This is a genomic window from Streptomyces sp. NBC_00523 (assembly GCF_036346615.1).
Taxonomy (GTDB): Bacteria; Actinomycetota; Actinomycetes; order Streptomycetales; family Streptomycetaceae; genus Streptomyces.
In genome coordinates, this window is record NZ_CP107836.1 from 750063 (window position 1) to 770887 (window position 20825).

Genomic DNA, 20825 nt, shown 5'->3' on the forward strand with positions numbered 1-20825 from the left:
GGGCCCGGGCTACGCGTTGAGCGAAGCTCGCCGAGAGCGTAGATCCATGCGGTGGCCGGCCGCGGCCGCCTAGGTTCGCCGCATGGATCTCGTAGAGGTGCTTCCGCAGTTGCACATGTTCCGCTTCCCGATCGGCCAGGCGTATCTCTGGCGCGACGGGACGGAGCTGACCCTGATCGACGCGGGCGATGTGAACGCGGCGCCCGCCATCGAGGAGGCGGTGCGCGGCCTCGGCCACGACCCCGCCGACCTCGCCCGAATCATCATCACCCACGGCCACCGGGACCACTACGGCGCCGCCCAGGAGCTGGCCGACCGCCACGGTGCCGAGATTCTGGCGCACCGGCTGGACGCGCCGGTGATCCGGGGCGAGGAGGAGGTCGGGGAGCCGGTGCTCCTGGATTGGGAACGCCCGCTGTACGCGCACGCGCTGACCGTTCCCCCGGCTCCCCCGACCCGGGTCGACACCGAGCTGTCCGACGGGGCGGTGCTGCCCTTCGGGGGCGGGGCGCGGGTGGTCCACTCCCCCGGTCACACGCCGGGCTCCATCGGTGTGCATCTGCCCGGGCACGGCGTCCTGTTCACCGGCGACTGCGTGGCCGGGGTGGGGCAGGTGATGCTGGGCGTCTTCAACATCGACCGGGAGCAGGCCGTGGCCTCGTTCCAACGGCTGGCCGCCCTGGAACCGGCCACGGTCTGCTTCGGCCACGGCGACCCCCTCACCGAGGACGCCGCCGCGGTGCTGCGGGCCTCAGCCCACGGGGACGCCGGCCTCCAGGTTGAGCACGGCTGAGCGTTCCCGGGCCCGGAGCGCCCAGCACAGCCGCTCGTAGCGGGTGGGCGGGAGCAGGGTGGCCGCCTCCGCCTCGGTGACGAACCGCCAGCCGCGCAGCTCGGAGCCGGGGAGCAGCAGCCGTTCCGCGTCCGCCCGGGGCAGCAGCCCGCCGTCGAAGAGGAGGCGCAGACCTCCGTACCCGGGCGGGTCGGGGGCCTCCCAGTCGATGACGAGGAGCTTGGGCACCCGGTCGAGATGGATGCCGATCTCCTCGGCGACCTCCCGGATCCCGGCCTGCGCGGGGGCCTCGCCCGCCTCCACGACGCCGCCAGGAAACTCCCAGCCGGGTTTGTACGTGGGATCGACGAGCAGGAACCGGTCGTGCTCGTCGAAGAGCAGCACCCCGGAGGCGACGGTCTCCGCGGTCGGCTCGGGGGTCTGGACGATCTCGCAGGCGGGGGCGGCGTCGGTGCGTACGGCCTCCGCGATGCGCTCCGCCGTCTCGCGCGGGGTGAGCGCGCTGTTGTCGACGGTGTGGGCGTCCCCGGTGATCCAGCCGAGGGCCGATCGGTAGGGTTCGATGCGGTCGTACGCCCAGCGGCCGGTCGGGTCCACGCGCTCCGCGTCACCGGGGAACTCGGCCCTATGGGCGATGCGCGCACGCAGGATCGTTTCCTCAGGTGAGAGCAGTACATGGCGCACCGGTATGCGCCGGGCGGCGAGCCCGCCGAATATCTCGTCGCGGTACTCCTGCCGCAGGAGCGTCATCGGGACGACGAGGACCCCACCCAGCTCGGCGAGGAGCGCGGCGGCGGTGTCCACCACGAGACGCCGCCAGATCGGCAGGTCCTGGAAGTCCGTCACCTCGGCCAGTTTCTTCTGGGGCAGCAGACTTCCGAGCCCCGTCCCGGTGAGTTCCGGGTCGTACAAGGTGCTGTTCGGGATCAGATCGATCAGTTCACGCGCGGCGCTGGTCTTTCCGGCGCCGAACGCACCGTTGATCCAGACGATCACGGTTCCCCCTCTTCCGTAGCAGCCCCCTGTGGCTTGCCCGCAACACCCTGCCGCGAAAACCCGACCGGGGCGACGCGTTGCACGGACGGGGCTGCGGGGCCCGCCCCGGGCTACGGCGTATCGCCCCGCCAGTCCCACTTGTCCGGCTCGTCCGGGCGCGGCCCGTACTCGGCGCGGCCGCCCGGTCCGTAGGCGCCGATCTCGGTGACCAGGGCGGAGCCGTCCGCGAGGGCCACCGCCGTCCACCCCGTCACGTCCAGGAGTAGTCCGTCGAGCGGTCCGCCGACCAGTTCCCGGTAGTCACGGCCCGGCTGTGGTCCCGGGTCGGGGTCTTCGTGGTCGGCGCCGTACACCCGCCGTCGCATGATCTCGTCCATGCATGCAGGATCGCACCCGGCACTGACAACGGCGGGCCCGCGCGGACCGTGGCGGGCCTCCGGCTTCACGCGATGGCCACAACTCCATCACTTGCGGAGGATTGCCCCCCTCGCGTTCGGCGCCCTGGCTACGGTCTTCCCTCCACACAACCTTGGGGGGTCCCGTGTCGCACAACCTGTCACCGCAGCCGCCGCCTTGGGGGCCGCCGCCGCAGCCGTCCCCGTTCGGCCCGCAGGGTCCCGGCGGGGCGCCCCGCTGGGCGAGGAAACGCATCGTCATCCCGGCGGCGGCCGTTCTCTTCCTCATCGGCGTGGGCATGGGCGCCGCCGGGGGCGACTCCGGGGCGGACAGGACCGAGGCCGCGGCGAAGTCCTCGCCGGCGCCGACCGTCACCGCCACGGTGTCGGTCACGCCCGCGCCGGAGCCCGCCGTGACCGAGACGGTCACCGCGAGCCCCGAGCCGGTGCCGACCGTCACGAGGACGAAGACCGTCAAGGTCACCGTCGCGCCCGAGGCGCCCGCCGGCACCTCGGACGACCCCGGTTCGGACGGTTCCGGTTCGAGTGGAGGGGGCTCGGGCGGCAGCTCGGCGTACTACGCGAACTGCACCGCCGTCCGCGCGGCCGGTGCGGCCCCGATCCACCGGGGCGACCCGGGGTACGGCCGTCATCTCGACCGCGACGGGGACGGCGTGGCCTGCGAGTAGGTCGCTTCCGGCCTGTCCGGCGGCACTCCGCCGGACAGGCCCCGTCACCCCTTGCCGGACCCCAGCGTGAGTCCGGCGATGAAGTGCCGCTGGAGCAGCAGGAAGACGATGAGCGTCGGCAGCGCGACGATCACCGAACCGGCGGCGAGCAGGTTGTAGTCAGTGAAGAATTGTCCGCGCAGGTTGTTCAGCGCGGAGGTGATGGGCAGTTTGTCGCCGTCGGAGATGAAAACCAGCGCCCACAGGAAGTCGTTGTACATCCAGGTGAACTGGAGCGTGCCCAGCGCGGCGAGCGCCGGGCGGCACAGCGGCAGGGTGATCCGCCAGAACCGCGTCCACACCCCGGCCCCGTCCACCACCGCCGCCTCCAGGATCTCCGACGGGAGGGTGCGCATGAAGTTGGCCAGGACGAACACGCAGAAGCCGATCTGGAAGCCGATCTGCACCAGGACGACGGCCCAGTAGGAGTCGAACATCGTCATCGAGTCGGACATCCAGTACGGCAGCGGGATCCGGTTGAAGACGACGTACAGCGGGGTGACGATCACCTGCTGCGGGAGCAGGTTGCCGGCCGTGAAGAGCATCAGCAGGACCAGCCCGCCGCGCATCTTCAGCCGGGCGAGCGCGAAGGCCACGAACGAGGCGAGGAACAGGGTGATCAACACGCCGGGCACCGCGATGATCAGGGTGTTGACGAAGTACTTCGTCATGCCGGAGTCGGTGAACGCCTGCCGGTAGTAGTCCAGCGAGAGGTGGCGCGGCAGCGAGAAGTAGCCGTACTCGGAGGTCTCGTCGTACGGCCGCAGCGAGGCGTAGACCGCGAGCAGCAGCGGGGCCAGGAAGGCCAGCGAGACCGCCATCAGGAAGGCGTGCACCCCGAGCCGGCCGGGGCGGAGCCTGCGGCGGGCCGCGACGGGCGCGGGGGCCGCCGGGCGTACGGGGTCGGCCTGCGTGGTGGTCATCGGTCTTTCTCCCCTCGGAGCTCCTGGACCAGGTACGTCACCACGAATCCGAGGGAGACGGTCAGCAGGACGACGGCGATCGCGGAGCCGAAGCCGATCCGGCTGGCCTCGCCGATGATGTTGTCGGTGACGAGCACGGAGAGCAGTTCGAGGCCGTTGCGGCCGTGGTTGACTGCGTACACGATGTCGAAGGCGCGCAGCGACTCGATGACGGTGATGACGCCGACGATGACGTTGACCGGCCGCAGGGTGGGGAAGACGACGCGGAAGAAGGTCTGCGCCTCGCTCGCCCCGTCGATCGCCGCCGCCTCCTTGAGGGACTGGTCGACGGCCTTGAGTCCGGCGAGGTAGAGGATCATCACATAGCCGGTGTGCCGCCAGGCGGCGGCCAGCAGGATCATCCAGATGTTGAGGTCCGGATCGCCGAGCCAGTCCGTCGGGGTCTCCGTGTCGCCGATGACGGCGTTGAGCGCGCCCTGGTCCCGCGAGAACACGAGCTGGGCGATGAAGCCGACCACCGCGAGCGAGAGCACGACGGGCATGTACAGCGTGGACTGGTAGAAGCGGCTGAACCGGACGCCCCGGTCGATCAGCACGGCCAGGAGCAGCCCGAACGGGGTGGCGACGAGGCCGAGGAAGGCGAGCCAGAGCAGGTTGTGCCGGGCGGCGGGCCAGAACTGCGGGTAGTTCGTGAAGAGGTTCACGTAATTGCGGGTCCCGACCCACTCGATGTCGCCGATCCCGTCCCAGCTGGTGAACGAGAGGACGACGGAGGCCAGGGTCGGGCCCCAGACGATGGCGAGGTCGAGCAGGACGGGCAGGCCGAGCAGCACACCCAGCACGACGAGGTCGCGGCGGGTGTACCGCCGCGTGCCCCGTCGTCCGGTGCGCCTCCCCGAGATGAACGGCACGGTGCGTACTCCCGGTTCAGTCCGAGGCGAAGATGGTCTTCTTCTGCCGTTCGATGTCGTTGACCAGGCCGTCCACGTCATTGGGGCTGCTGATGAACTTCTGGATCGCGGGGATCATGACCGTGGACGCGAAGTCCGGACGGGTGTCCCGGTCGAGGAACTGCGAGATCTGCTTGGCGCCCGAGACGAGTTCGACGGCCTTCTTCTGGATCGCGGAGTACCCGGAGGTGTCCGCCTCCTCGCTGACCGCGATGTTGTTGGGGTCGCTCTTGAGGTAGATGTCCTCGGCCTTGCCGGTGGCGAGCCACCTCACCAGGTCCTTGGCGCTCTCCAGCGTCTTCTTGTTCTTCAGGTTCTTGGACTTCTTGGCCAGCAGGAACCCGTCGATGGGCGCCTCCACGGCGTCCTGGCCGTGCTCGGGGCTGATCTCGGGGAACGGGAAGAAGTCCAGGTCGCCCTGCTCGTCCTTGGGGAACTGCGCGCCGGGGTGCGGCAGGCCGAGGACGGTCATGCCCGCCTCGCGCTTCTGGAGGCTTGTGGCGGCCTCCTGCCAGGTACGGCCGTTGGCGCCGGGCTGGCAGTACGGAAGCAGGCGCCGCCAGGTGTCGAAGACGTCCCGGACGCGTTTGTCCGTCCAGGCTTCCTCACCGGCCATGAGGCTCTTGTGGAATTCATATCCGTTGGTGCGCATGTTGATGTAGTCGAAGGTGCCCATGGCGGGCCAGCCGTCCTTGTCGCAGAACGCGATGGGGTCCAGCTTGTCCTTCTTCATCTGCTTGGCGAGCGCCACGTACTCGTCAAGGGTTTTGGGCACCTGATAGCCGCGCTCGGTGAACAGGCTCTTCCGGTGGAAGACGGCCCACGGATAGTAGTAGTACGGCGTGAGGTACTGCTTGCCGTCCTCGCCGCTGGACTGGTCCTTCAGGGCGTCGGAGAATCCCGCGTAGTGCTGCCAGTTGTCGCTGATGTCGTACAGCAGGCCCTTCTTCGCGAAGAACTGCATGCGGTACCCGGCGAACCACATGAAGACGTCGTCGGGCTTTCCCTGGAGATAGCGGTTGATGTTCTCCTGGAAGGTGTTGTGGTCGACGGTGTTGACCTTCACCTTCCGCCCGTCCGACTGCGCGGCGTACGCCTTGAACGCGTCGGCGAACGCCTTCTTGGGAACGGGGTCGGACGCATTCGATCCCAGGGTGACGGTCTTGCCGTCCCCGCCGGGTCCGCCGCCGCACGCGGTGAGCAGGGCGGGAAGCGTGACCGCGCCGGCACCGAGGGCCGCGCCGCGCAGCAGACTCCGCCGGGACATCCGGTGTCCCGCGACGCTGCCGGGCAGATCCGATCTGTTGTACGAGTGTGCCATGACCCCGTCCTCCGGAAGGCAACCGAACACAACCGAACGTGCGCTTGGATCTCACCCCCAACATGGGGCGCAGTCAAGGGTTTTGACGAGATGCGGCCGACCGGACGCCCGCCCTCTTCCAACAGACTTCAACACGCTCTAACGTATTCGCTCGTCTTGGCGTGCACATGGCGCCGCCTGATCCGGCATGAGTACGGAGGAACGTAACGATGCGTCATCTTCCAAGCCGTCCCACCCCAGCGAACCGCCACAGAGTCCTCGGAGCCCTGGTCGCGGGCCTCCTGTGCACGGCGGGGGCCGTGGTCCCCGCCGCCGCGCACTCCCCCGCACCGGCACCGGCCGCCGGAACCCGGGCCGCGAACGGACTGGCCCTCACCCCGCCCATGGGCTTCAACAACTGGAACTCCACGCATTGCCGCGCCGAGTTCAATGAGGACATGGTCAAGGGAATCGCCGACATCTTCGTGGAGAAGGGGTTGAAGGACGCCGGGTACGAGTACGTCAATCTGGACGACTGCTGGGCGGTTCCGGAACGCGATGCCGAAGGAAAGCTGGTGGCCGATCCGGTGCGCTTTCCGCACGGTATCGAGGCGGTCGCGGACTATGTGCACGCGAAGGGCCTCAAGCTGGGGATCTACACCAGCGCCGGTACCAGGACCTGCGACAGCGTGGGCCTTCCGGGAGCGCTCGGCCATGAATTCAGCGACGCGCGGCAGTTCGCCGACTGGGGCGTCGACTACCTCAAGTACGACAACTGCAACAACCAGGGCGTGGACGCGAAGGAACGCTATACGACGATGCGCGACGCGCTCGTCGCGACCGGCCGTCCCATCGTCTACAGCATTTGCGAATGGGGCCAGAACAAGCCCTGGGAATGGGCGGCCGAGCTGGGCCATCTCTGGCGCACCACGGGCGACATCAACGACAGCTGGGGCAGCATGCTGTCGATCATGAAGCAGAACCTCCCGCTCGCCGCCGCGGCCGGTCCGGGCCACTGGAACGACCCCGACATGCTGGAGGTCGGCAACGGCGGGATGACCGACACCGAGTACCGCACCCACTTCTCGATGTGGTCGGTGATGGCGGCGCCGCTGCTCATCGGCTCCGACCTTCGCACCGCCTCCCAGGAGACGTTCGACATCCTCTCCAACGAGGAGGTCATCGCCGTCGACCAGGACCCGCTGGGCCGGCAGGGCGAGGTGCTCTCCTCCGAGGGCGGCCGCTGGGTCGTCGCCAAGGAGATGGCGGACGGCTCCCGGGCCGTGGCCCTGTTCAACGAGACCGGCAGCGCACAGCGGATCGCCACCACGGCCGCCGCGGTCGGCCTGGAGCGCGCCTCCGGGTACACCGTGCGCGACCTGTGGGACCACACCACCCGCAACACCGCGGGCGGCCTCTCGGCGACCGTGCCCGCGCACGGCACCGTCCTGCTGCGCGTCGCCGCCGACCCCCGCTGGGCCGCGCACCCGCCGGCCGTCGAACTCGCCCTGGACGGCAGCCCGCTGGTCGAGGCGGGCCGCACCGCCACGCTGACGACCGAGGTCACCGACCTGGGCCGCACCCCCGCGCTCACGGTCTCCGCCGCGCTCACCGGCCCCGCCGGCTGGCAGGTGGAAGCCGCGTCGCCGACCCGCACCCCCGCACTGCCCACCGGCCGCGCACTGGCCACCCGGTGGCGGGTGACGGCCCCCGCCGTGACGGCACCCGGCGGCTACGACCTGACGCTCACCGCCCAGTACCGCTCCCCCACCGGTGAGCGGGTCCGGTCCGCCGTGCCGTTCCGGGCCCATGTGGTGGTGCCGCCCCCGGCCGGCGGCGGCTACCTCAGCGACCTGCCGCAGCTCAGCGCCTCCAACGGCTACGGCCCCGTCGAGACGGACACCAGCAACGGCGAGAGCGCCGCGGGCGACGGCCACCCGCTGACCATCGGCGGCCAGGTGTACGCCAAGGGGCTCGGCACCCACGCGGCGAGCAGCGTCGAGTACTACGCGGGCGGCGCGTGCACCGCCGTGACGGCGCAGGTGGGCGTGGACGACGAGAAGGGCGCCAAGGGCACCGTGACCTTCGAGATCTGGGCGGACGGCGAGAAGGCCGCCTCGACCGGAGTCCTGACCAACGCGATGGCCCCGCAGCCCCTTTCGGCGGACGTGACCGGGGCTCAGGTCGTCCGGCTGGTGGTCACGGACGGCGGCGACGGCGTCGACTCGGACCACGCGGACTGGGGGGACCTGCGGATCACCTGCTGAGCGGGTCGGCGAGCGGCCGGGCGGCGGCCAGCGCGGCCGCCGCCGCACCGACCAGGCCCGCGTCGTTGCCCATGACCGCGGGCACCACCGTCAGGTGCTGGACGAAGGAGAGCGTGGCGTACCGGCGCAGGGCCGTGCGCAGCGGGGCGAACAGCAGCTCGCCCGCGCCGGCCACCCCGCCGCCGATCACCGCGATGTCGATCTCGACCAGGGTCGCCGTCGCGGCGATCCCCGCCGCCAGGGCCTGCGCGGCGCGTTCGAAGGAGGCCACGGCGACCGGGTCACCGGCCCGCGCGGCGGCCGCGACGGCGACCGCGGTCGCGTCGCCGTCCGGGCCGGGCCGCCAGCCCGCGTCCAGCGCGCGGCGCGCGATGTTGGGGCCGCTCGCGATGCGCTCGACGCAGCCGCGCGCCCCGCACGGGCAGAGGTCGCCGTCGAGGTCCACGCTGATGTGCCCGATGTGGCCGGCGTTCCCGCTGGGGCCGGGGTGCAGGGCGCCGCCGAGGACGAGCCCGCCGCCGACGCCGGTCGAGACGACCATGCACAGCGCGTTGTCGTGGCCGCGCGCCGCGCCGAGCCAGTGTTCCGCCGCCGTGATCGCGACGCCGTCGCCGACCAGCGTGACCGGAAGGCCGCCGGTGGCGTCGGCGACCCGCTCGACCAGGGGGAAGCCCCGCCAGCCGGGCACGTTGACCGGGCTGACCGTTCCCCCGGCGGCGTCCACCGGGCCCGCGCTGCCGATGCCGACGGCCGTCGCGTCGCCCCAGTACGGGGAGGCGGCCAGATCGGCCAGGACGCCGCCGACCGCCGCCATGACGCGTTCGCCGCTCTCCCGCGCGGGCGTCGGCCGCTGGGCGCGCACCAGGAGCCCGCCGTCCCGGTCCACCAACGCGCCGGCGATCTTGGTGCCCCCGATGTCCAGGGCGGCGACGAGGTGGGTCTGCATCGGTGTGGCTCCGGGTGGTGTGGGCGGGACCTGCGGCTCAGGTGCACAGTCTGCCCAGTCTCCATTCCCTTGACAACGTTGTCCAGGGCCTATGCTCGACGCCACACCCTCCGGGAGCCCCCACGGCCGCCGCCGTGGCCCGCCGGGACCGCCCGACCGACGACAGGACAGCGCACCGTGGCCGAGACCGCCCGTCATCCCGAGCCCCGTTACGGCAACCGGCCGACCATGAAGGACGTGGCCGCCCGGGCCGGGGTGGGCCTGAAGACGGTCTCGCGCGTGGTCAACAGCGAGCCGGGGGTCACCCCGGACACGGAGCGCCGTGTGCAGGAGGCCATCGAGGCGCTAGGCTTCCGCCGCAACGACAGCGCGCGGGTGCTGCGCAAGGGCAGGACCGCCTCCATCGGCCTGGTCCTGGAGGATCTGGCCGACCCCTTCTACGGGCCGCTGAGCCGCGCGGTCGAGGAGGTGGCCCGGGCGCACGGCGCCCTGCTCATCAACGGTTCCAGCGCCGAGGACCCGGAGCGCGAGCAGGAGCTGGTCCTCGCCCTGTGCGCGCGCCGGGTCGACGGACTGATCGTGATCCCGGCCGCCGACGACCACCGCTATCTGGAGCCGGAGATCAAGGCGGGCGTCGCGACCGTCTTCGTGGACCGCCCGGCCGGGCAGATCCAGGCGGACATGGTCCTCTCGGACAGCTTCGGCGGGGCCCGCGAGGGCGTCGCCCATCTGATCGCGCACGGCCACCGCCGTATCGGCTTCATCGGCGACCAGCCGCGCATCCACACCGCGACCGAGCGCCTGCGCGGCTACCACGCGGCGATGGCGGAGGCCGGGATAACCGTCGAGGACTCTTGGGTCTCGCTGGGCTCCACGGACCCCGACCGCGTGCGCGCCGCCGCCGAGGCGATGCTCACGGGTCCGGAGCCGGTGACGGCGCTCTTCTCCGGCAACAACCGGGTGACGGTGACGGCGGTGCGCGTCCTGGCGGACCGGGAGCGGCCGGTCGCCCTGGTCGGCTTCGACGACATCGAACTGGCGGACCTGCTCGGGATCACCGTCATCTCCCAGGACGCGGCGACGGTGGGCCGCACCGCCGCCGAGCACCTCTTCCGGCGCCTGGACGGGTCCGGTCACCCCCCGGCGCGCGTGGAGCTCCCGACCCGGCTGATCGCCCGCGGCTCGGGGGAGATCCCCCCGGCCGCCTGAGCGAACGCCCCTCAGGGCGCGGTGACCGTCAGGGTGCCGCGCCGGGGCGAGGCGAAGGCGTCGAGGTCGGCGCGGGTCAGCCCGGTCAGCTTCGCCACCTCGTCGGTGTCCAGGGCGCCGCAGTCGATGCCGCGCAGCAGATAGCCGCTGAGCGCCTTGGCGGTGGCCGGTTCGTCCATCACGTCGCCGCCGGCCTTGGCGACGTACGCGGCGAGCCGGGCGGCGGCCTGCTCCAGACCCTCGCGGTAGAACGTGTAGACGGCCGCGTAGCGGGTCGGCAGGTGACCCGGGTGCATGTCCCAGCCCTGGTAGTAGGCGCGGGCCAGGGCGCGCCGCGTGAGGCCGTAGTGCAGCCGCCACGCCTCGTGGACCTGCGGGGTGGGCCCGACGGGCAGGACGTTGGTGGAGCCGTCGGAGACGCGTACGCCGGTGCCCGCGGCGGCGACCTGCATGACGGCCTTGGCGTGGTCGGCGGCCGGGTGGTCGCTCGCCTGGTACGCGGCGCTGACGCCGACGCAGGCGCTGTAGTCGAAGGTGCCGTAGTGCAGCCCGGTCGCCCTTCCCCGGGCCGCGTCGATCATGCGGGCCACGGCGGCGGTGCCGTCGGCGGCCAGGATGGACTGGCTGGTCTCGATCTGGATCTCGAAGCCGATGCGCCCGTCGGGCAGCCCGTGCGCCTGCTCGAAGGCTTCGAGGAGCTGGACGAAGGCGGTGACCTGCTCGGGGTACGTCACCTTCGGCAGGGTGAGGACGAGCCCGTGGGGGAGCCCGCCCGCCCGCATGAGGCCGGTCAGGAAGACGTCCGTGGTACGGATGCCCCGGTCACGGACGGCGGCTTCCATGCACTTCATCCGGATGCCCATGTACGGGGCGGCCGTGCCGTCGGCGTACGCCTCCGAGACGAGCCGGGCCGCGCGGGCCGCCGCCTCGTCCTCCTCGGCGTCGGAGCGGGGTCCGTAGCCGTCCTCGAAGTCGATCCTCAGGTCTTCGACCGGCTCGCGCTCCAGCTTGGCGCGCACCCGGTCGTGGACGGGCCCGGCCAGCTCGTCCGGGATGCCGAGCACCCCGGCGAGGGCGGCGGCGTCGGGGGCGTGCTCGTCCAGCGCCTTCAGCGCCTCGTCGCCCCAGGTGCGCAGGGTGCCGGCCGTGAAGGTGTCGCCCGGTACGTAGACCGTGTGCACGGGCTGGCGGGTGCCGGGGTCGCCCGGGTAGCGGCGGGCGAGTTCGGCGTCCACCGGTGCGAGGGACGCGCTGATCCCGTCGCTGACCGCACCGGCGAGGCTCGTCGCCACCTTCTCCTGCTGACCCATCGTCCGCACCCTCCACGCTCCGGCCGTTTCCGCTTCCCGGAAACAACAATCCGTATAGTGAAGTTATAAGGCGCTCGCATCCGAGTCAACGGTGACCGGGAACGCCGCGGGGCCGCACGGTGCGTTCACCGTGCGGCCCCGGGCCGTTGCTCGTACGAAACCCTCCGGCGATCAGCCCTTGCGGGTGTTGATCTCCTCGGTGAGCTGGGGGACGACGGCGAAGAGGTCGCCGACGACGCCGTAGTCCACGAGGTCGAAGATCGGGGCCTCGGCGTCCTTGTTGACCGCGACGATCGTCTTCGAGGTCTGCATGCCCGCCCGGTGCTGGATCGCGCCGGAGATGCCGTTGGCGATGTAGAGCTGCGGCGAGACGGACTTGCCGGTCTGGCCGACCTGGTTGGTGTGGGGGTACCAGCCCGCGTCCACGGCGGCACGCGAGGCACCCACCGCGGCACCCAGCGAGTCCGCGAGGGCCTCGATGATCGCGAAGTTCTCCGCACCGTTGACACCACGGCCACCGGAGACCACGATCGCGGCCTCCGTCAGCTCCGGGCGGCCGGTCGACTCACGCGGCGTACGGGACAGCACCTTCGTGCCCGTGGCCTGCGCCGAGAAGGTGACCGCGAGGGTCTCGACGGCACCGGCGGCCGAGGCCGCCTCGACCGGGGCGGAGTTCGGCTTGACCGTGATGACCGGAACGCCCTTGGAGACACGGGACTTGGTCGTGTACGAGGCGGCGAACGCGGACTGCGTGGCGACCGGGCCCGCGTCGCCGGCCTCGAGGTCGACGGCGTCGGTGATGATGCCGGAGCCGATACGGACTGCGAGGCGGGCCGCGATCTCCTTGGCCTCCGCGGAGGAGGACAGCAGCACGGCGACCGGGGACACGGCGTCGAAGGCGGCCTGGAGCGCGTCCACCTTCGGTACGACGAGGTAGTCGGCGAACTCGGGCGCTTCGGCGGTCAGCACCTTGACCGCACCGTGCTCGGCAAGCACGTCGGCGGTGTCGGCAGCACCGTTGCCCAGCGCGACGGCGACGGGCTCGCCGATGCGGCGGGCCAGCGTCAGCAGCTCCAGGGTGGGCTTGCGGACGGCACCGTCCAGGTGGTCGACATAGACGAGAACTTCAGCCATGGGACTTCAATCTCCTGCGTGTACGAAGTAGGCGGGGGCGGCGAACGGAATGCCGGGGATCAGATGAACTTCTGGCCGGCCAGGAATTCGGCCAGCTGCTTGCCGCCCTCGCCCTCGTCCTTCACGATCGTTCCCGCGGTACGGGCCGGACGCTCGGTCGCGGAGTCGACCGCGCTCCACGCACCCGCCAGACCCACCTCGTCCGCGTCGATCCCCAGATCGTCCAGGTCCAGGGACTTCACCGGCTTCTTCTTCGCCGCCATGATCCCCTTGAACGACGGGTAACGCGCCTCACCGGACTGGTCGGTCACCGACACCACCGCCGGCAGCGACGCCTCCAGCTCCTCCGACGCACTGTCACCGTCACGACGGCCACGCACCACACCGCCCTCGACCGACACCTGCGACAGCAGCGTCACCTGCGGCACACCCAGCCGCTCCGCGAGCAGCGCCGGAACCACACCCATCGTGCCGTCCGTCGACGCCATCCCCGAGATCACCAGGTCGTACCCGGTCTCCTCGATCGCCTTCGCCAGCACCAGCGACGTACCCAGCGCGTCCGTACCGTGCAGATCGTCGTCCTCGACGTGAACCGCCTTGTCCGCACCCATCGACAACGCCTTGCGCAACGCGTCCTTGGCATCCTCCGGACCCACCGTCAACACGGTGACCTCCGCATCATCAGCCGCCTCCGCGATCTGCAACGCCTGCTCGACCGCATACTCGTCCAGCTCCGACAGCAGACCGTCGACATCCTCACGGTCCAACGTCAGGTCATCGGCGAAATGCCGGTCACCGGTCGCGTCGGGCACGTACTTCACAGTGACAACGATCCTCAAGCTCACGCCGGCTCTCCTACTGCATCGTCATTTCCGGGCTGCCTTGTTGCACGCAGCATAGGCGCCTGATGGGGCGTTTTCCGGTCGGGGCGACCGACGCTCCGACCGTCATATTACTCGCCAGTACACCCAGCGTGTGCCCACGGGGCAAGCGCTCTGCACTGTGATCTGCCCAACGCGATCCGCCCGGGAACCCCCGGGCCTCGCGTCAGTCCCGCAGAGCCGTGAACCGGCCCTGGTGATAGACCAGCGGCCGGCCCCCGCCGACCGGGTCGCCCTCGACCACCTGCGCGATCACGATGTGGTGGTCGCCCGCCGGAACCCGGGCCACGACGCGGCAGACCAGCCAGGCCAGCACGTCGTCCAGCAGCGGAACGCCCTCCGGACCGCTGCGCCAAAAGGTGGAAGGACCGAACCGGTCGGCGCCGCTCCGGGCGAAGGTGGCGGCCAGCTCCCGCTGGTGTTCGCCGAGTATGTGCACGCCCACGTGCTCGGCCTCGGCCAGCACCGGCCAGCTGGAGGACGCGGTGCCGACGCCGAAGGAGACCAGGGGCGGCTCGGCGGCCACGGAGTTGAGCGAGGTGGCGGTGAAGCCGACCGGGCGCTCCCCGGCGGCGGTGATCACGGCCACTCCGGCGGCATGCCGGCGGAACACCGAGCGCAGCAGGTCCGGGGATGCCGTGCGCGTCTCGCCGAGCCCGGGTGATGCCGTCATGGAGATGTCCTTCTGCGCGTCGGAAATGCGGGACCGTGGGTGCTCAGGCACCCGGACAGCACGCGCCGGCGGTGCGGGCGAGGTCGATGTACGCCCGGCCATGGAGAAGGGGATCTGACGGCATAACGTCAGACTGACGATGCGCGGTCGGTGCAGTCAAGGGCGTCCCACCAGGTGGGAGAAGCATCACGGTCCGTCATATCGCCCGGCCGAGGGCGGCGACGACGTCGACGGTGCGGGGCTGTCCCTCGGCGCGTCGGACGATCCGGCCCCCGGCGTCGAGGACCAGCACGGTGGGGGTCCGGCTGATGCCGAGGTCGCGTACGAGCGCGAGACGCGCCTCCGCGTCGATCTCCACATGGGCGACGCCCTCGACCATTCCGGCCACCTCCGCGAGGGTGCGGCGCGTGGCCCGGCACGGCTGGCAGAAGGCGCTGGAGAACTGGACGAGCGTGGCCCGCTCCCCCAGTTCCGCGCCGAGTCGTGGCGCGTCCAGCCTTTCGGCGCCTGCCTGCCCGTCCACCTTCGGCCTCCTGTCAGAGCTCTACGCAAGGGGTCAGCACCCGCGACGCCGCGGGCATTCCCGGACGGCCCACGTGACGAGAATCTCGCGGCCCGGCGCCGCCGGGACTGGCCACCACGTCGCCGTATGGGGCACGATCGCCCCAATGCCGAAAACCTACGGCTGCGTAACTTCCGCCGGGAGAACCTCCGCGGGCGCTGAAGAAAGGGTCTTCCCCAGATGGCAGAACTCGTCTATCGGCCGGTCATCGGCGCCGCTCGCACGTTTTTCAAGGCGCTCGACCTGAAGATCGACACTCAGGGTTCGGAGCACATCCCGAAGACCGGTGGCGCTGTTCTGGTCAGCAATCACATCAGCTATCTGGACTTCATCTTCAGTGGCCTCGCCGCGCTCCCGCAGAAGCGGCTGGTGCGTTTCATGGCCAAGGAATCGGTATTCCGGCACAAGGTCTCGGGGCCGCTGATGCGCGGCATGAAGCACATTCCCGTCGACCGCAAGCAGGGCGAGGACGCGTACGCGCACGCGCTGGAGTCGCTGCGCTCCGGCGAGATCGTCGGGGTGTTCCCCGAGGCGACGATCTCGGAGTCGTTCACGCTCAAGAGCTTCAAGTCCGGTGCCGCGCGCCTGGCGCAGGAGGCCGGGGTGCCGCTGATCCCGATGGCGCTGTGGGGCACGCAGCGGCTCTGGACGAAGGGCCGGCCGCGCAGCTTCAAGCGCAACCACATCCCGGTCACCATCCGCGTCGGCGAGCCCGTGGAGGCCCCCACCGACCAGTACGCGGGCGCCATCACGCGGCGGCTGCGCGAACGGGTGCAGGAGCTCCTCGAAGCGGCGCAGCGGGCCTATCCGGTCCGGCCGAAGGACGCGAGTGACACGTGGTGGGTGCCCGCGCACCTGGGCGGTACGGCTCCGACGCCGGCCGAGGTCCGCGAGCGCGGCTGAAACGTCACGCCGGGGTGCGGACGATCCGTCCGCACCCCGGCGCCATTCGGGCCGTGCCCTAGGCGGCGGCCATTTCCTCCTTGAGCGCGAGGAGGAACGCGTCGACGTCCTCCTCCGTGGTGTCGAAGGCGCACATCCAGCGCACGTCCCCGGCCTGCTCGTCCCAGAAGTAGAAGCGGAAGCGCTTCTGGAGCCGTTCGGTGACCGCGTGCGGCAGCCGCGCGAAGACGGCGTTGGCCTGCACGGGGTGGAGGATCTCCACGCCGTCGATCCCGCGCACGCCCTCGGCGAGCCGTTGGGCCATCGCGTTGGCGTGCCGGGCGTTGCGCAGCCACAGGTCGCCCGCGAGCAGCGCCTCCAGCTGCACGGAGACGAAGCGCATCTTGGACGCGAGCTGCATCGACAGCTTGCGCAGGTGCTTCATGGCGCGGACCGCGTCGGGGTTCAGGACGACGACGGCCTCGCCGAAGATGGCCCCGTTCTTCGTGCCGCCGAAGGACAGCACGTCGACGCCGACGGTGTTGGTGAACGTACGCATGGGCACGTCCAGGGACGCCGACGCGTTGGCTATGCGGGCGCCGTCGAGGTGCACCGTCATGCCGTGCCCGTGGGCGTGCTCGCAGATGGCGCGGATCTCGTCGGGGGTGTAGACGGTGCCCAGCTCGGTGTTCTGCGTGATCGAGACGACCTGCGGCATGGCGCGGTGCTCGTCGTCCCAGCCGTACGCCTGCCGGTCGATGAGCTCCGGGGTGAGCTTGCCGTCCTCGGTGGGGACGGTGAGCAGCTTGAGGCCGCCGACCCGCTCGGGCGCCCCGCCCTCGTCCACGTTGATGTGCGCGGACTCGGCGCAGATGACCGCGCCCCAGCGGTCGGTCATGGCCTGGAGCGACACCACGTTGGCGCCGGTTCCGTTGAAGACCGGGAACGCCTCGGCGGTGGGCCCGAAGTGGCTGTGCATGACGCGCTGGAGATGGCCCGTGTAGTCGTCCTCGCCGTAGGCGACCTGGTGGCCGCCGTTGGCGAGGGCGAGCGCCGCGAGGATCTCGGGGTGCGTCCCCGCGTAGTTGTCACTGGCGAAACCGCGGACCTGCGGGTCGTGATGGCGACGCGCGTCGGTCCTTACGGTTGCGGGGTCAGCCACAGGCGCTTTCCGTTCACTTCCGGGGCGGGCCGGTCCCAGACGCCGGCGATGGCATCGGCCAGGTCCGTGACGTCGGTGAAGCCCGCGAACTTCGCATTCGGGCGCTCGGCGCGCATCGCGTCGTGCACCAGTGCCTTCACGACCAGGATCGCAGCCGCGCTGCGCGGGCCGTCCTCGCCCCCCGCCTTGCGGAAGGAGTCGGCGAGGGCGAGGGTCCACGCCTCGGCGGCGGCCTTGGCGGCGGCGTAGGCGGCGTTGCCCGCGGTGGGCTTGCTCGCGCCCGCCGCGCTGGTCAGCAGGAAGCGGCCCCGGTCGCTGCGCAGCAGGCAGTCGTGGAAGGCCAGCGAGGTGTTCTGCACCGTGCGGATCAGCAGCTTCTCCAGCAGCGTCCAGTCGGCGGGGTCGGTCTCGCCGAAGGTCGCGCTGCCGCGCCATCCGCCCACGAGGTGGACGACGCCGTCGACGCGGCCGAACTCCTTCTCCGTCTTGTCCGCCCATTCCCGGGTGGCGCCGAGGTCGAGCAGGTCGACGGTGTCGCCCGTGACGGTCGCGCCGCCGTGGGCGTAGCGCGCCGCGTCGACGGCTTCGGCGAGCCGGGCGGGGTGGGAGTCCGACGCGACGACGACCGCGCCCGCCTCGGCGAGCCGCAGCAGCGTGGCCCGTCCGGCCGGTCCGGCGGCTCCCGCGACGGCGACCACGGCGCCTTCGAGCGCGCCGTCCGCGTCGCCCGTGCTTGTTCCGTTCATGGCCTCCGCCTCCTTGGGACCTGTGCTCACGCGGCAGCCTTCCCCGTGTCCGAGCCGGTGATGCCCTTGGCCGAGGCGATCACGCTCTTCAGCTTCTTGGAGAGGGCCTCATAGAACATGCTCAGGGGAAACTCGTCCGGAAGCACGTCGTCCACGAGTTTCCGCGGCGGCTGGGAGAGGTCCAGGGCGTCGGGGCCCTTGGCCCAGCGGGAGCCGGGGTGCGGCGCGAGGTAGGTGGAGACCAGGTCGTACGCGGCGAACCAGTGGACCAGCTTGGGGCGGTCGATGCCGTCCCGGTACAGCTTCTCGATCTCGGCGCAGAGCTGGTTGGTGACCTGCGGGGCGCGCTCCCAGTCGATCCGGAGCGTGTTGTCGGTCCAGCGGACCACATCGTGCTTGTGCAGGTACGCGAAGAGGAGCTGGCCGCCGAGGCCGTCGTAGTTGCGGACGCGCTCGCCGGTGACCGGGAAGCGGAACATCCGGTCGAAGAGCACGGCGTACTGCACGTCGCGGCCGTGCGGATTGCCCTCGGCCTCCAGCTTCACGGCCTCCTTGAAGGCGGTGAGGTCGCAGCGCAGCTCCTCCAGGCCGTACATCCAGAACGGCTGGCGCTGCTTGATCATGAAGGGGTCGAACGGCAGGTCGCCGTGGCTGTGGGTGCGGTCGTGAACCATGTCCCAGAGCACGAACGCCTGCTCGCAGCGCTGCTGGTCGCTGATCATCGCGCGGATGTCGTCGGGCAGCTCGACGCCGAGGAGGTCGACGGCCGCCTCGGTGACGCGGCGGAAGCGGGCGGCCTCGCGGTCGCAGAAGATGCCGCCCCAGCTGAAGCGCTCGGGGGCCTCGCGGACGGCGATGGTCTCCGGGAAGAGCACCGCGGAGTTGGTGTCGTAGCCGGAGGTGAAGTCCTCGAAGGTGATGCCGCAGAACAGCGGGTTGTCGTAGCGGCTGGCCTCCAGCTCGGCGAGCCAGTCGGGCCAGACCATCCGCAGCACGACCGCTTCGAGATTGCGGTCCGGGTTGCCGTTCTGGGTGTACATGGCGAAGACGACCAGGTGCTGGAGGCCGTCGGCGCGCCCCTTGGCCGGCTGGAAGGCCAGCAGGGAGTCCAGGAAGTCGGGGACGTCGAAACCGCCGCCCACCCAGCTGCGCAGGTCCTTCACGAGGGCGCGGTGGTACGCGGCGTCGTGCGGCAGCAGCGGGGACAGCTCCTCGACGGCGCCGATGACCCGCTCCACGGCGGCCTCGGCGAGCGCCGGGGCGGGAGCGCCCTCGGCGTCGAAGTCGATGGAACCGTCCTTCGACTGCCAGGGACGGATCTCCTCCACGGCGTTCTTGAGCGCGGGCCAGGCCGGGTGCTCGATCACCCGTGGGGCGGCAGCTATGTCGCCGGATGCGGCGTCGTGCACAAGAATTTCCGTCATCACACTTCCTCCACGGGAGAACCTCGCGTCTGTCCACCGTATCCGCGTGCGAGTCCCCGGGACAAGTGGGATTGTGGAAATTATCCTGCCGACCCCCATGGTCACCGTCATTTTTCCTGTGGTACGCCGCTGTCGCGGCTTCTTCGGGGGTTTCGCGCGGCGCTGCGCAGCCGGGCCCGCCCCTCCCCCGTACGGCGTTGCGGGGCCACTAGGCTGCCGGGGGAACCGAGCGTCGACGGAAGCGAGCGGGCCTTGTCCATTCTCACGATCGGTCATCGCGGAGCGCCGGGCTTCGAGCCGGAGAACACCCTGCGCTCGTTCGTCCGCGCCGAGAAGGACGGCGTGGACCTCATCGAGCTGGACCTGCATCTGAGCAAGGACGGCGCGCTGGCCGTCATGCACGACGCGGAGGTGGACCGTACGACCGACGGCGAAGGTCCGATCGCGGAGAAGACGCTCGCCGAGCTGCGCGCGCTCGACGCGGGCCTGGGCGAGCGGGTGCCCGTCTTCGAGGAGGTCCTGGACGCCGTGCGGTCCCCGCTCCAGGCGGAGATCAAGGACGTGGCCGCGGCCCGTACCCTGGCCCGGGTCATGCACGAGCGCGAGCTGGTGGAGCGCGTCGAGGTGATCTCGTTCCACGACGAGGCGATCGCCGAGATCGCGCAGCTGGTCCCCGGCGTGCGGACGGCGCTGGTGGCCAGCCGCTGGGGCGGGGACCTGCTGGACCGCGCGAAGGCGGTGGGCGCGACCCGGCTCATCCTGAACATCCGGCGCATCACGCGGGAACTGGTCGAGAAGGCCCACGCCGAGGGGCTGACGGTCTTCGGCTGGACGGTCAACACCCAGCAGCAGCTGCGGCTGGCCGAGGGACTGGGGCTCGACGGCGTGACCACCGACCACCCCGACATCCAGCGCGGGGGCGGCGCCCCCGCCTAGGGCCTGTCGGTCAGCCTTCGAGCTCCTTGACCAGCAGTTCGAAGGCCAGGTCGTCGCGCTGGGGGATGCCGAAGCGGTCGTCGCCGTACGGGAACGGGGACAGCTTGCCCGTGCGGCGGTAGCCCCGGCGCTCGTACCAGGCGATGAGCTCCTCGCGGACGGAGATCACGGTCATGTGCATCTCCCGCACGCCCCAGCCCTCCCGGACGGTGCGCTCGGCCTCGGCGATGATCACCTTGCCGAGGCCGGCGCCCTGGAGCGCGGGGCGGACCGCGAACATGCCGAAGTACGCGGCCTCGCCGCGGTGCTCCAGCTGGCAGCAGGCGACGGGCGCGCCGTCGCGCTCCACCACGAGCAGCCGGCTGCCCGGGCTCTCGACCACCGCGCGCACGCCCTGCGGGTCGGTGCGCTGCCCCTGGAGGATGTCCGCCTCGGTGGTCCAGCCGGTGCGGCTGCTGTCGCCCCGGTACGCCGACTCGATCAGCTCGACGAGCGCGGGGATGTCCGCTTCGGTGGCGTCGCGGAACGTCAGCTCTCCCGTGTCCCGGGGCGGGGCGGTGTCCATGGCGGGGTGTCTCCGGATTCTGTGCGGGGGCGGTGCCGGAGCA

22 protein-coding genes are annotated in these 20825 nt (G+C 71.1%); 6 read left to right on the forward strand and 16 right to left on the reverse strand.

What is annotated here, in order from left to right:
* Window positions 1–82 precede the first annotated feature (82 nt).
* Window positions 83–793 carry an MBL fold metallo-hydrolase gene (locus OHS17_RS03510; protein ID WP_330311009.1) on the forward strand — a complete coding sequence of 237 codons (711 nt, stop codon included), beginning with the start codon at window positions 83–85 and terminating at the stop codon, window positions 791–793.
* Here the strand turns inward: OHS17_RS03510 and OHS17_RS03515 are convergent.
* Both OHS17_RS03515 and OHS17_RS03520 read right to left on the reverse strand, forming a co-directional pair.
* Window positions 752–1789, reverse strand: a complete 1038-nt coding sequence (locus tag OHS17_RS03515) for an NUDIX hydrolase (protein ID WP_330311010.1) — start codon at window positions 1787–1789, stop codon at window positions 752–754. The genes OHS17_RS03510 and OHS17_RS03515 overlap by 42 nt on opposite strands.
* A 110-nt stretch (window positions 1790–1899) precedes the next feature.
* Window positions 1900–2166 (reverse strand): hypothetical protein, encoded by a 267-nt coding sequence (locus OHS17_RS03520; protein WP_018102743.1) that lies wholly within the window; start codon window positions 2164–2166, stop codon window positions 1900–1902.
* Window positions 2167–2330: 164 nt separating this feature from the next.
* On the opposite strand from OHS17_RS03520, the gene OHS17_RS03525 reads away from it, so the two are divergent.
* The gene (locus tag OHS17_RS03525) at window positions 2331–2873 is read left to right on the forward strand and encodes an excalibur calcium-binding domain-containing protein (RefSeq protein WP_330311011.1); all 543 of its coding nucleotides are present in this window, start codon (window positions 2331–2333) and stop codon (window positions 2871–2873) included.
* 44 nt (window positions 2874–2917) lie between these two features.
* On the opposite strand, the gene OHS17_RS03530 is transcribed toward OHS17_RS03525, so the two are convergent.
* From OHS17_RS03530 to OHS17_RS03540, 3 genes are read right to left on the reverse strand one after another with little or no spacing between them, the layout of a single operon-like run.
* The gene (locus tag OHS17_RS03530; protein ID WP_330311012.1) at window positions 2918–3835 is read right to left on the reverse strand and encodes a carbohydrate ABC transporter permease; all 918 of its coding nucleotides are present in this window, start codon (window positions 3833–3835) and stop codon (window positions 2918–2920) included.
* Window positions 3832–4746, reverse strand: a complete 915-nt coding sequence (locus tag OHS17_RS03535) for a carbohydrate ABC transporter permease (protein ID WP_328898945.1) — start codon at window positions 4744–4746, stop codon at window positions 3832–3834. Before OHS17_RS03535 ends, OHS17_RS03530 begins: the two co-directional genes overlap by 4 nt.
* A 16-nt stretch (window positions 4747–4762) precedes the next feature.
* Window positions 4763–6052, reverse strand: a complete 1290-nt coding sequence (locus OHS17_RS03540) for an ABC transporter substrate-binding protein (RefSeq protein ID WP_330315138.1) — start codon at window positions 6050–6052, stop codon at window positions 4763–4765.
* A 263-nt stretch (window positions 6053–6315) separates the two neighbouring features.
* Between OHS17_RS03540 and OHS17_RS03545 the strand changes: the two genes are divergently transcribed.
* On the forward strand, window positions 6316–8352 hold the full coding sequence (locus OHS17_RS03545) for an NPCBM/NEW2 domain-containing protein (RefSeq protein WP_330311013.1): 2037 nt from the start codon (window positions 6316–6318) through the stop codon (window positions 8350–8352).
* On the opposite strand, the gene OHS17_RS03550 is transcribed toward OHS17_RS03545, so the two are convergent.
* Window positions 8342–9298: an ROK family protein gene (locus tag OHS17_RS03550; protein ID WP_330311014.1), complete on the reverse strand. Its 957-nt coding sequence runs from the start codon at window positions 9296–9298 to the stop codon at window positions 8342–8344. The two genes, OHS17_RS03545 and OHS17_RS03550, sit on opposite strands and share 11 nt — an antisense overlap.
* Window positions 9299–9475: 177 nt before the next feature.
* Here OHS17_RS03550 and OHS17_RS03555 point away from each other — a divergent pair, with 177 nt between their 5' ends.
* Window positions 9476–10507, forward strand: a complete 1032-nt coding sequence (locus OHS17_RS03555; RefSeq protein WP_330311015.1) for a LacI family DNA-binding transcriptional regulator — start codon at window positions 9476–9478, stop codon at window positions 10505–10507.
* Between the two features lie 11 nt (window positions 10508–10518).
* Here the strand turns inward: OHS17_RS03555 and OHS17_RS03560 are convergent, their stop codons facing one another.
* From OHS17_RS03560 to OHS17_RS03580, 6 genes are all read right to left on the reverse strand, one after another.
* The gene (locus OHS17_RS03560; protein WP_330311016.1) at window positions 10519–11817 is read right to left on the reverse strand and encodes a DUF6986 family protein; all 1299 of its coding nucleotides are present in this window, start codon (window positions 11815–11817) and stop codon (window positions 10519–10521) included.
* A 171-nt stretch (window positions 11818–11988) separates the two neighbouring features.
* A complete protein-coding gene (locus tag OHS17_RS03565; RefSeq protein ID WP_330311017.1) occupies window positions 11989–12951 on the reverse strand; it encodes an electron transfer flavoprotein subunit alpha/FixB family protein in 963 nt (320 codons plus the stop codon).
* Window positions 12952–13010: 59 nt separating this feature from the next.
* On the reverse strand, window positions 13011–13796 hold the full coding sequence (locus tag OHS17_RS03570) for an electron transfer flavoprotein subunit beta/FixA family protein (protein WP_161207171.1): 786 nt from the start codon (window positions 13794–13796) through the stop codon (window positions 13011–13013).
* Between the two features lie 202 nt (window positions 13797–13998).
* Window positions 13999–14505, reverse strand: coding sequence for a flavin reductase family protein (locus OHS17_RS03575; protein WP_330311018.1), 507 nt, complete (start codon window positions 14503–14505; stop codon window positions 13999–14001).
* Between the two features lie 43 nt (window positions 14506–14548).
* Window positions 14549–14692, reverse strand: a complete 144-nt coding sequence (locus OHS17_RS33860; RefSeq protein ID WP_383746509.1) for a putative leader peptide — start codon at window positions 14690–14692, stop codon at window positions 14549–14551.
* A 9-nt stretch (window positions 14693–14701) separates the two neighbouring features.
* Window positions 14702–15028, reverse strand: coding sequence for a TlpA family protein disulfide reductase (locus OHS17_RS03580; RefSeq protein WP_330311019.1), 327 nt, complete (start codon window positions 15026–15028; stop codon window positions 14702–14704).
* A 219-nt stretch (window positions 15029–15247) separates the two neighbouring features.
* On the opposite strand from OHS17_RS03580, the gene OHS17_RS03585 reads away from it, so the two are divergent.
* Window positions 15248–15970, forward strand: coding sequence for a lysophospholipid acyltransferase family protein (locus OHS17_RS03585; protein ID WP_161208160.1), 723 nt, complete (start codon window positions 15248–15250; stop codon window positions 15968–15970).
* Between the two features lie 58 nt (window positions 15971–16028).
* Here the strand turns inward: OHS17_RS03585 and OHS17_RS03590 are convergent, their stop codons facing one another.
* From OHS17_RS03590 to OHS17_RS03600, 3 genes are read right to left on the reverse strand one after another with little or no spacing between them, the layout of a single operon-like run.
* The gene (locus tag OHS17_RS03590; RefSeq protein WP_018106250.1) at window positions 16029–17111 is read right to left on the reverse strand and encodes a threonine aldolase family protein; all 1083 of its coding nucleotides are present in this window, start codon (window positions 17109–17111) and stop codon (window positions 16029–16031) included.
* Complete coding sequence (locus OHS17_RS03595) at window positions 17090–17857, reverse strand: SDR family NAD(P)-dependent oxidoreductase (protein ID WP_330311020.1); 768 nt, start codon at window positions 17855–17857, stop codon at window positions 17090–17092. The genes OHS17_RS03590 and OHS17_RS03595 overlap by 22 nt, the downstream gene beginning before the upstream one ends.
* 26 nt (window positions 17858–17883) lie before the next feature.
* Complete coding sequence (locus tag OHS17_RS03600) at window positions 17884–19281, reverse strand: DUF6421 family protein (protein WP_026171940.1); 1398 nt, start codon at window positions 19279–19281, stop codon at window positions 17884–17886.
* A 252-nt stretch (window positions 19282–19533) separates the two neighbouring features.
* On the opposite strand from OHS17_RS03600, the gene OHS17_RS03605 reads away from it, so the two are divergent.
* Window positions 19534–20217 carry a glycerophosphodiester phosphodiesterase gene (locus tag OHS17_RS03605; RefSeq protein WP_330311021.1) on the forward strand — a complete coding sequence of 228 codons (684 nt, stop codon included), beginning with the start codon at window positions 19534–19536 and terminating at the stop codon, window positions 20215–20217.
* 10 nt (window positions 20218–20227) lie between these two features.
* Here the strand turns inward: OHS17_RS03605 and OHS17_RS03610 are convergent, their stop codons facing one another.
* Complete coding sequence (locus OHS17_RS03610) at window positions 20228–20782, reverse strand: GNAT family N-acetyltransferase (protein ID WP_330311022.1); 555 nt, start codon at window positions 20780–20782, stop codon at window positions 20228–20230.
* Window positions 20783–20825 lie beyond the last annotated feature (43 nt).

Excerpts from the sequence above, each read along its gene's own strand:
- OHS17_RS03510 (WP_330311009.1), top strand. The coding sequence starts at position 83 with ATGGATCTCGTAGAGGTGCTTCCGCAGTTGCACATGTTCCGCTTCCCG.
- OHS17_RS03520 (WP_018102743.1), bottom strand. The coding sequence starts at position 2,166 with ATGGACGAGATCATGCGACGGCGGGTGTACGGCGCCGACCACGAAGAC.
- OHS17_RS03530 (WP_330311012.1), bottom strand. The coding sequence starts at position 3,835 with ATGACCACCACGCAGGCCGACCCCGTACGCCCGGCGGCCCCCGCGCCC.
- OHS17_RS03540 (WP_330315138.1), bottom strand. The coding sequence starts at position 6,052 with ATGTCCCGGCGGAGTCTGCTGCGCGGCGCGGCCCTCGGTGCCGGCGCG.
- OHS17_RS03545 (WP_330311013.1), top strand. The coding sequence starts at position 6,316 with ATGCGTCATCTTCCAAGCCGTCCCACCCCAGCGAACCGCCACAGAGTC.
- OHS17_RS03550 (WP_330311014.1), bottom strand. The coding sequence starts at position 9,298 with ATGCAGACCCACCTCGTCGCCGCCCTGGACATCGGGGGCACCAAGATC.
- OHS17_RS03560 (WP_330311016.1), bottom strand. The coding sequence starts at position 11,817 with ATGGGTCAGCAGGAGAAGGTGGCGACGAGCCTCGCCGGTGCGGTCAGC.
- OHS17_RS03565 (WP_330311017.1), bottom strand. The coding sequence starts at position 12,951 with ATGGCTGAAGTTCTCGTCTATGTCGACCACCTGGACGGTGCCGTCCGC.
- OHS17_RS03575 (WP_330311018.1), bottom strand. The coding sequence starts at position 14,505 with ATGACGGCATCACCCGGGCTCGGCGAGACGCGCACGGCATCCCCGGAC.
- OHS17_RS33860 (WP_383746509.1), bottom strand. The coding sequence starts at position 14,692 with ATGCTTCTCCCACCTGGTGGGACGCCCTTGACTGCACCGACCGCGCAT.
- OHS17_RS03585 (WP_161208160.1), top strand. The coding sequence starts at position 15,248 with ATGGCAGAACTCGTCTATCGGCCGGTCATCGGCGCCGCTCGCACGTTT.
- OHS17_RS03595 (WP_330311020.1), bottom strand. The coding sequence starts at position 17,857 with ATGAACGGAACAAGCACGGGCGACGCGGACGGCGCGCTCGAAGGCGCC.
- OHS17_RS03600 (WP_026171940.1), bottom strand. The coding sequence starts at position 19,281 with ATGACGGAAATTCTTGTGCACGACGCCGCATCCGGCGACATAGCTGCC.
- OHS17_RS03610 (WP_330311022.1), bottom strand. The coding sequence starts at position 20,782 with ATGGACACCGCCCCGCCCCGGGACACGGGAGAGCTGACGTTCCGCGAC.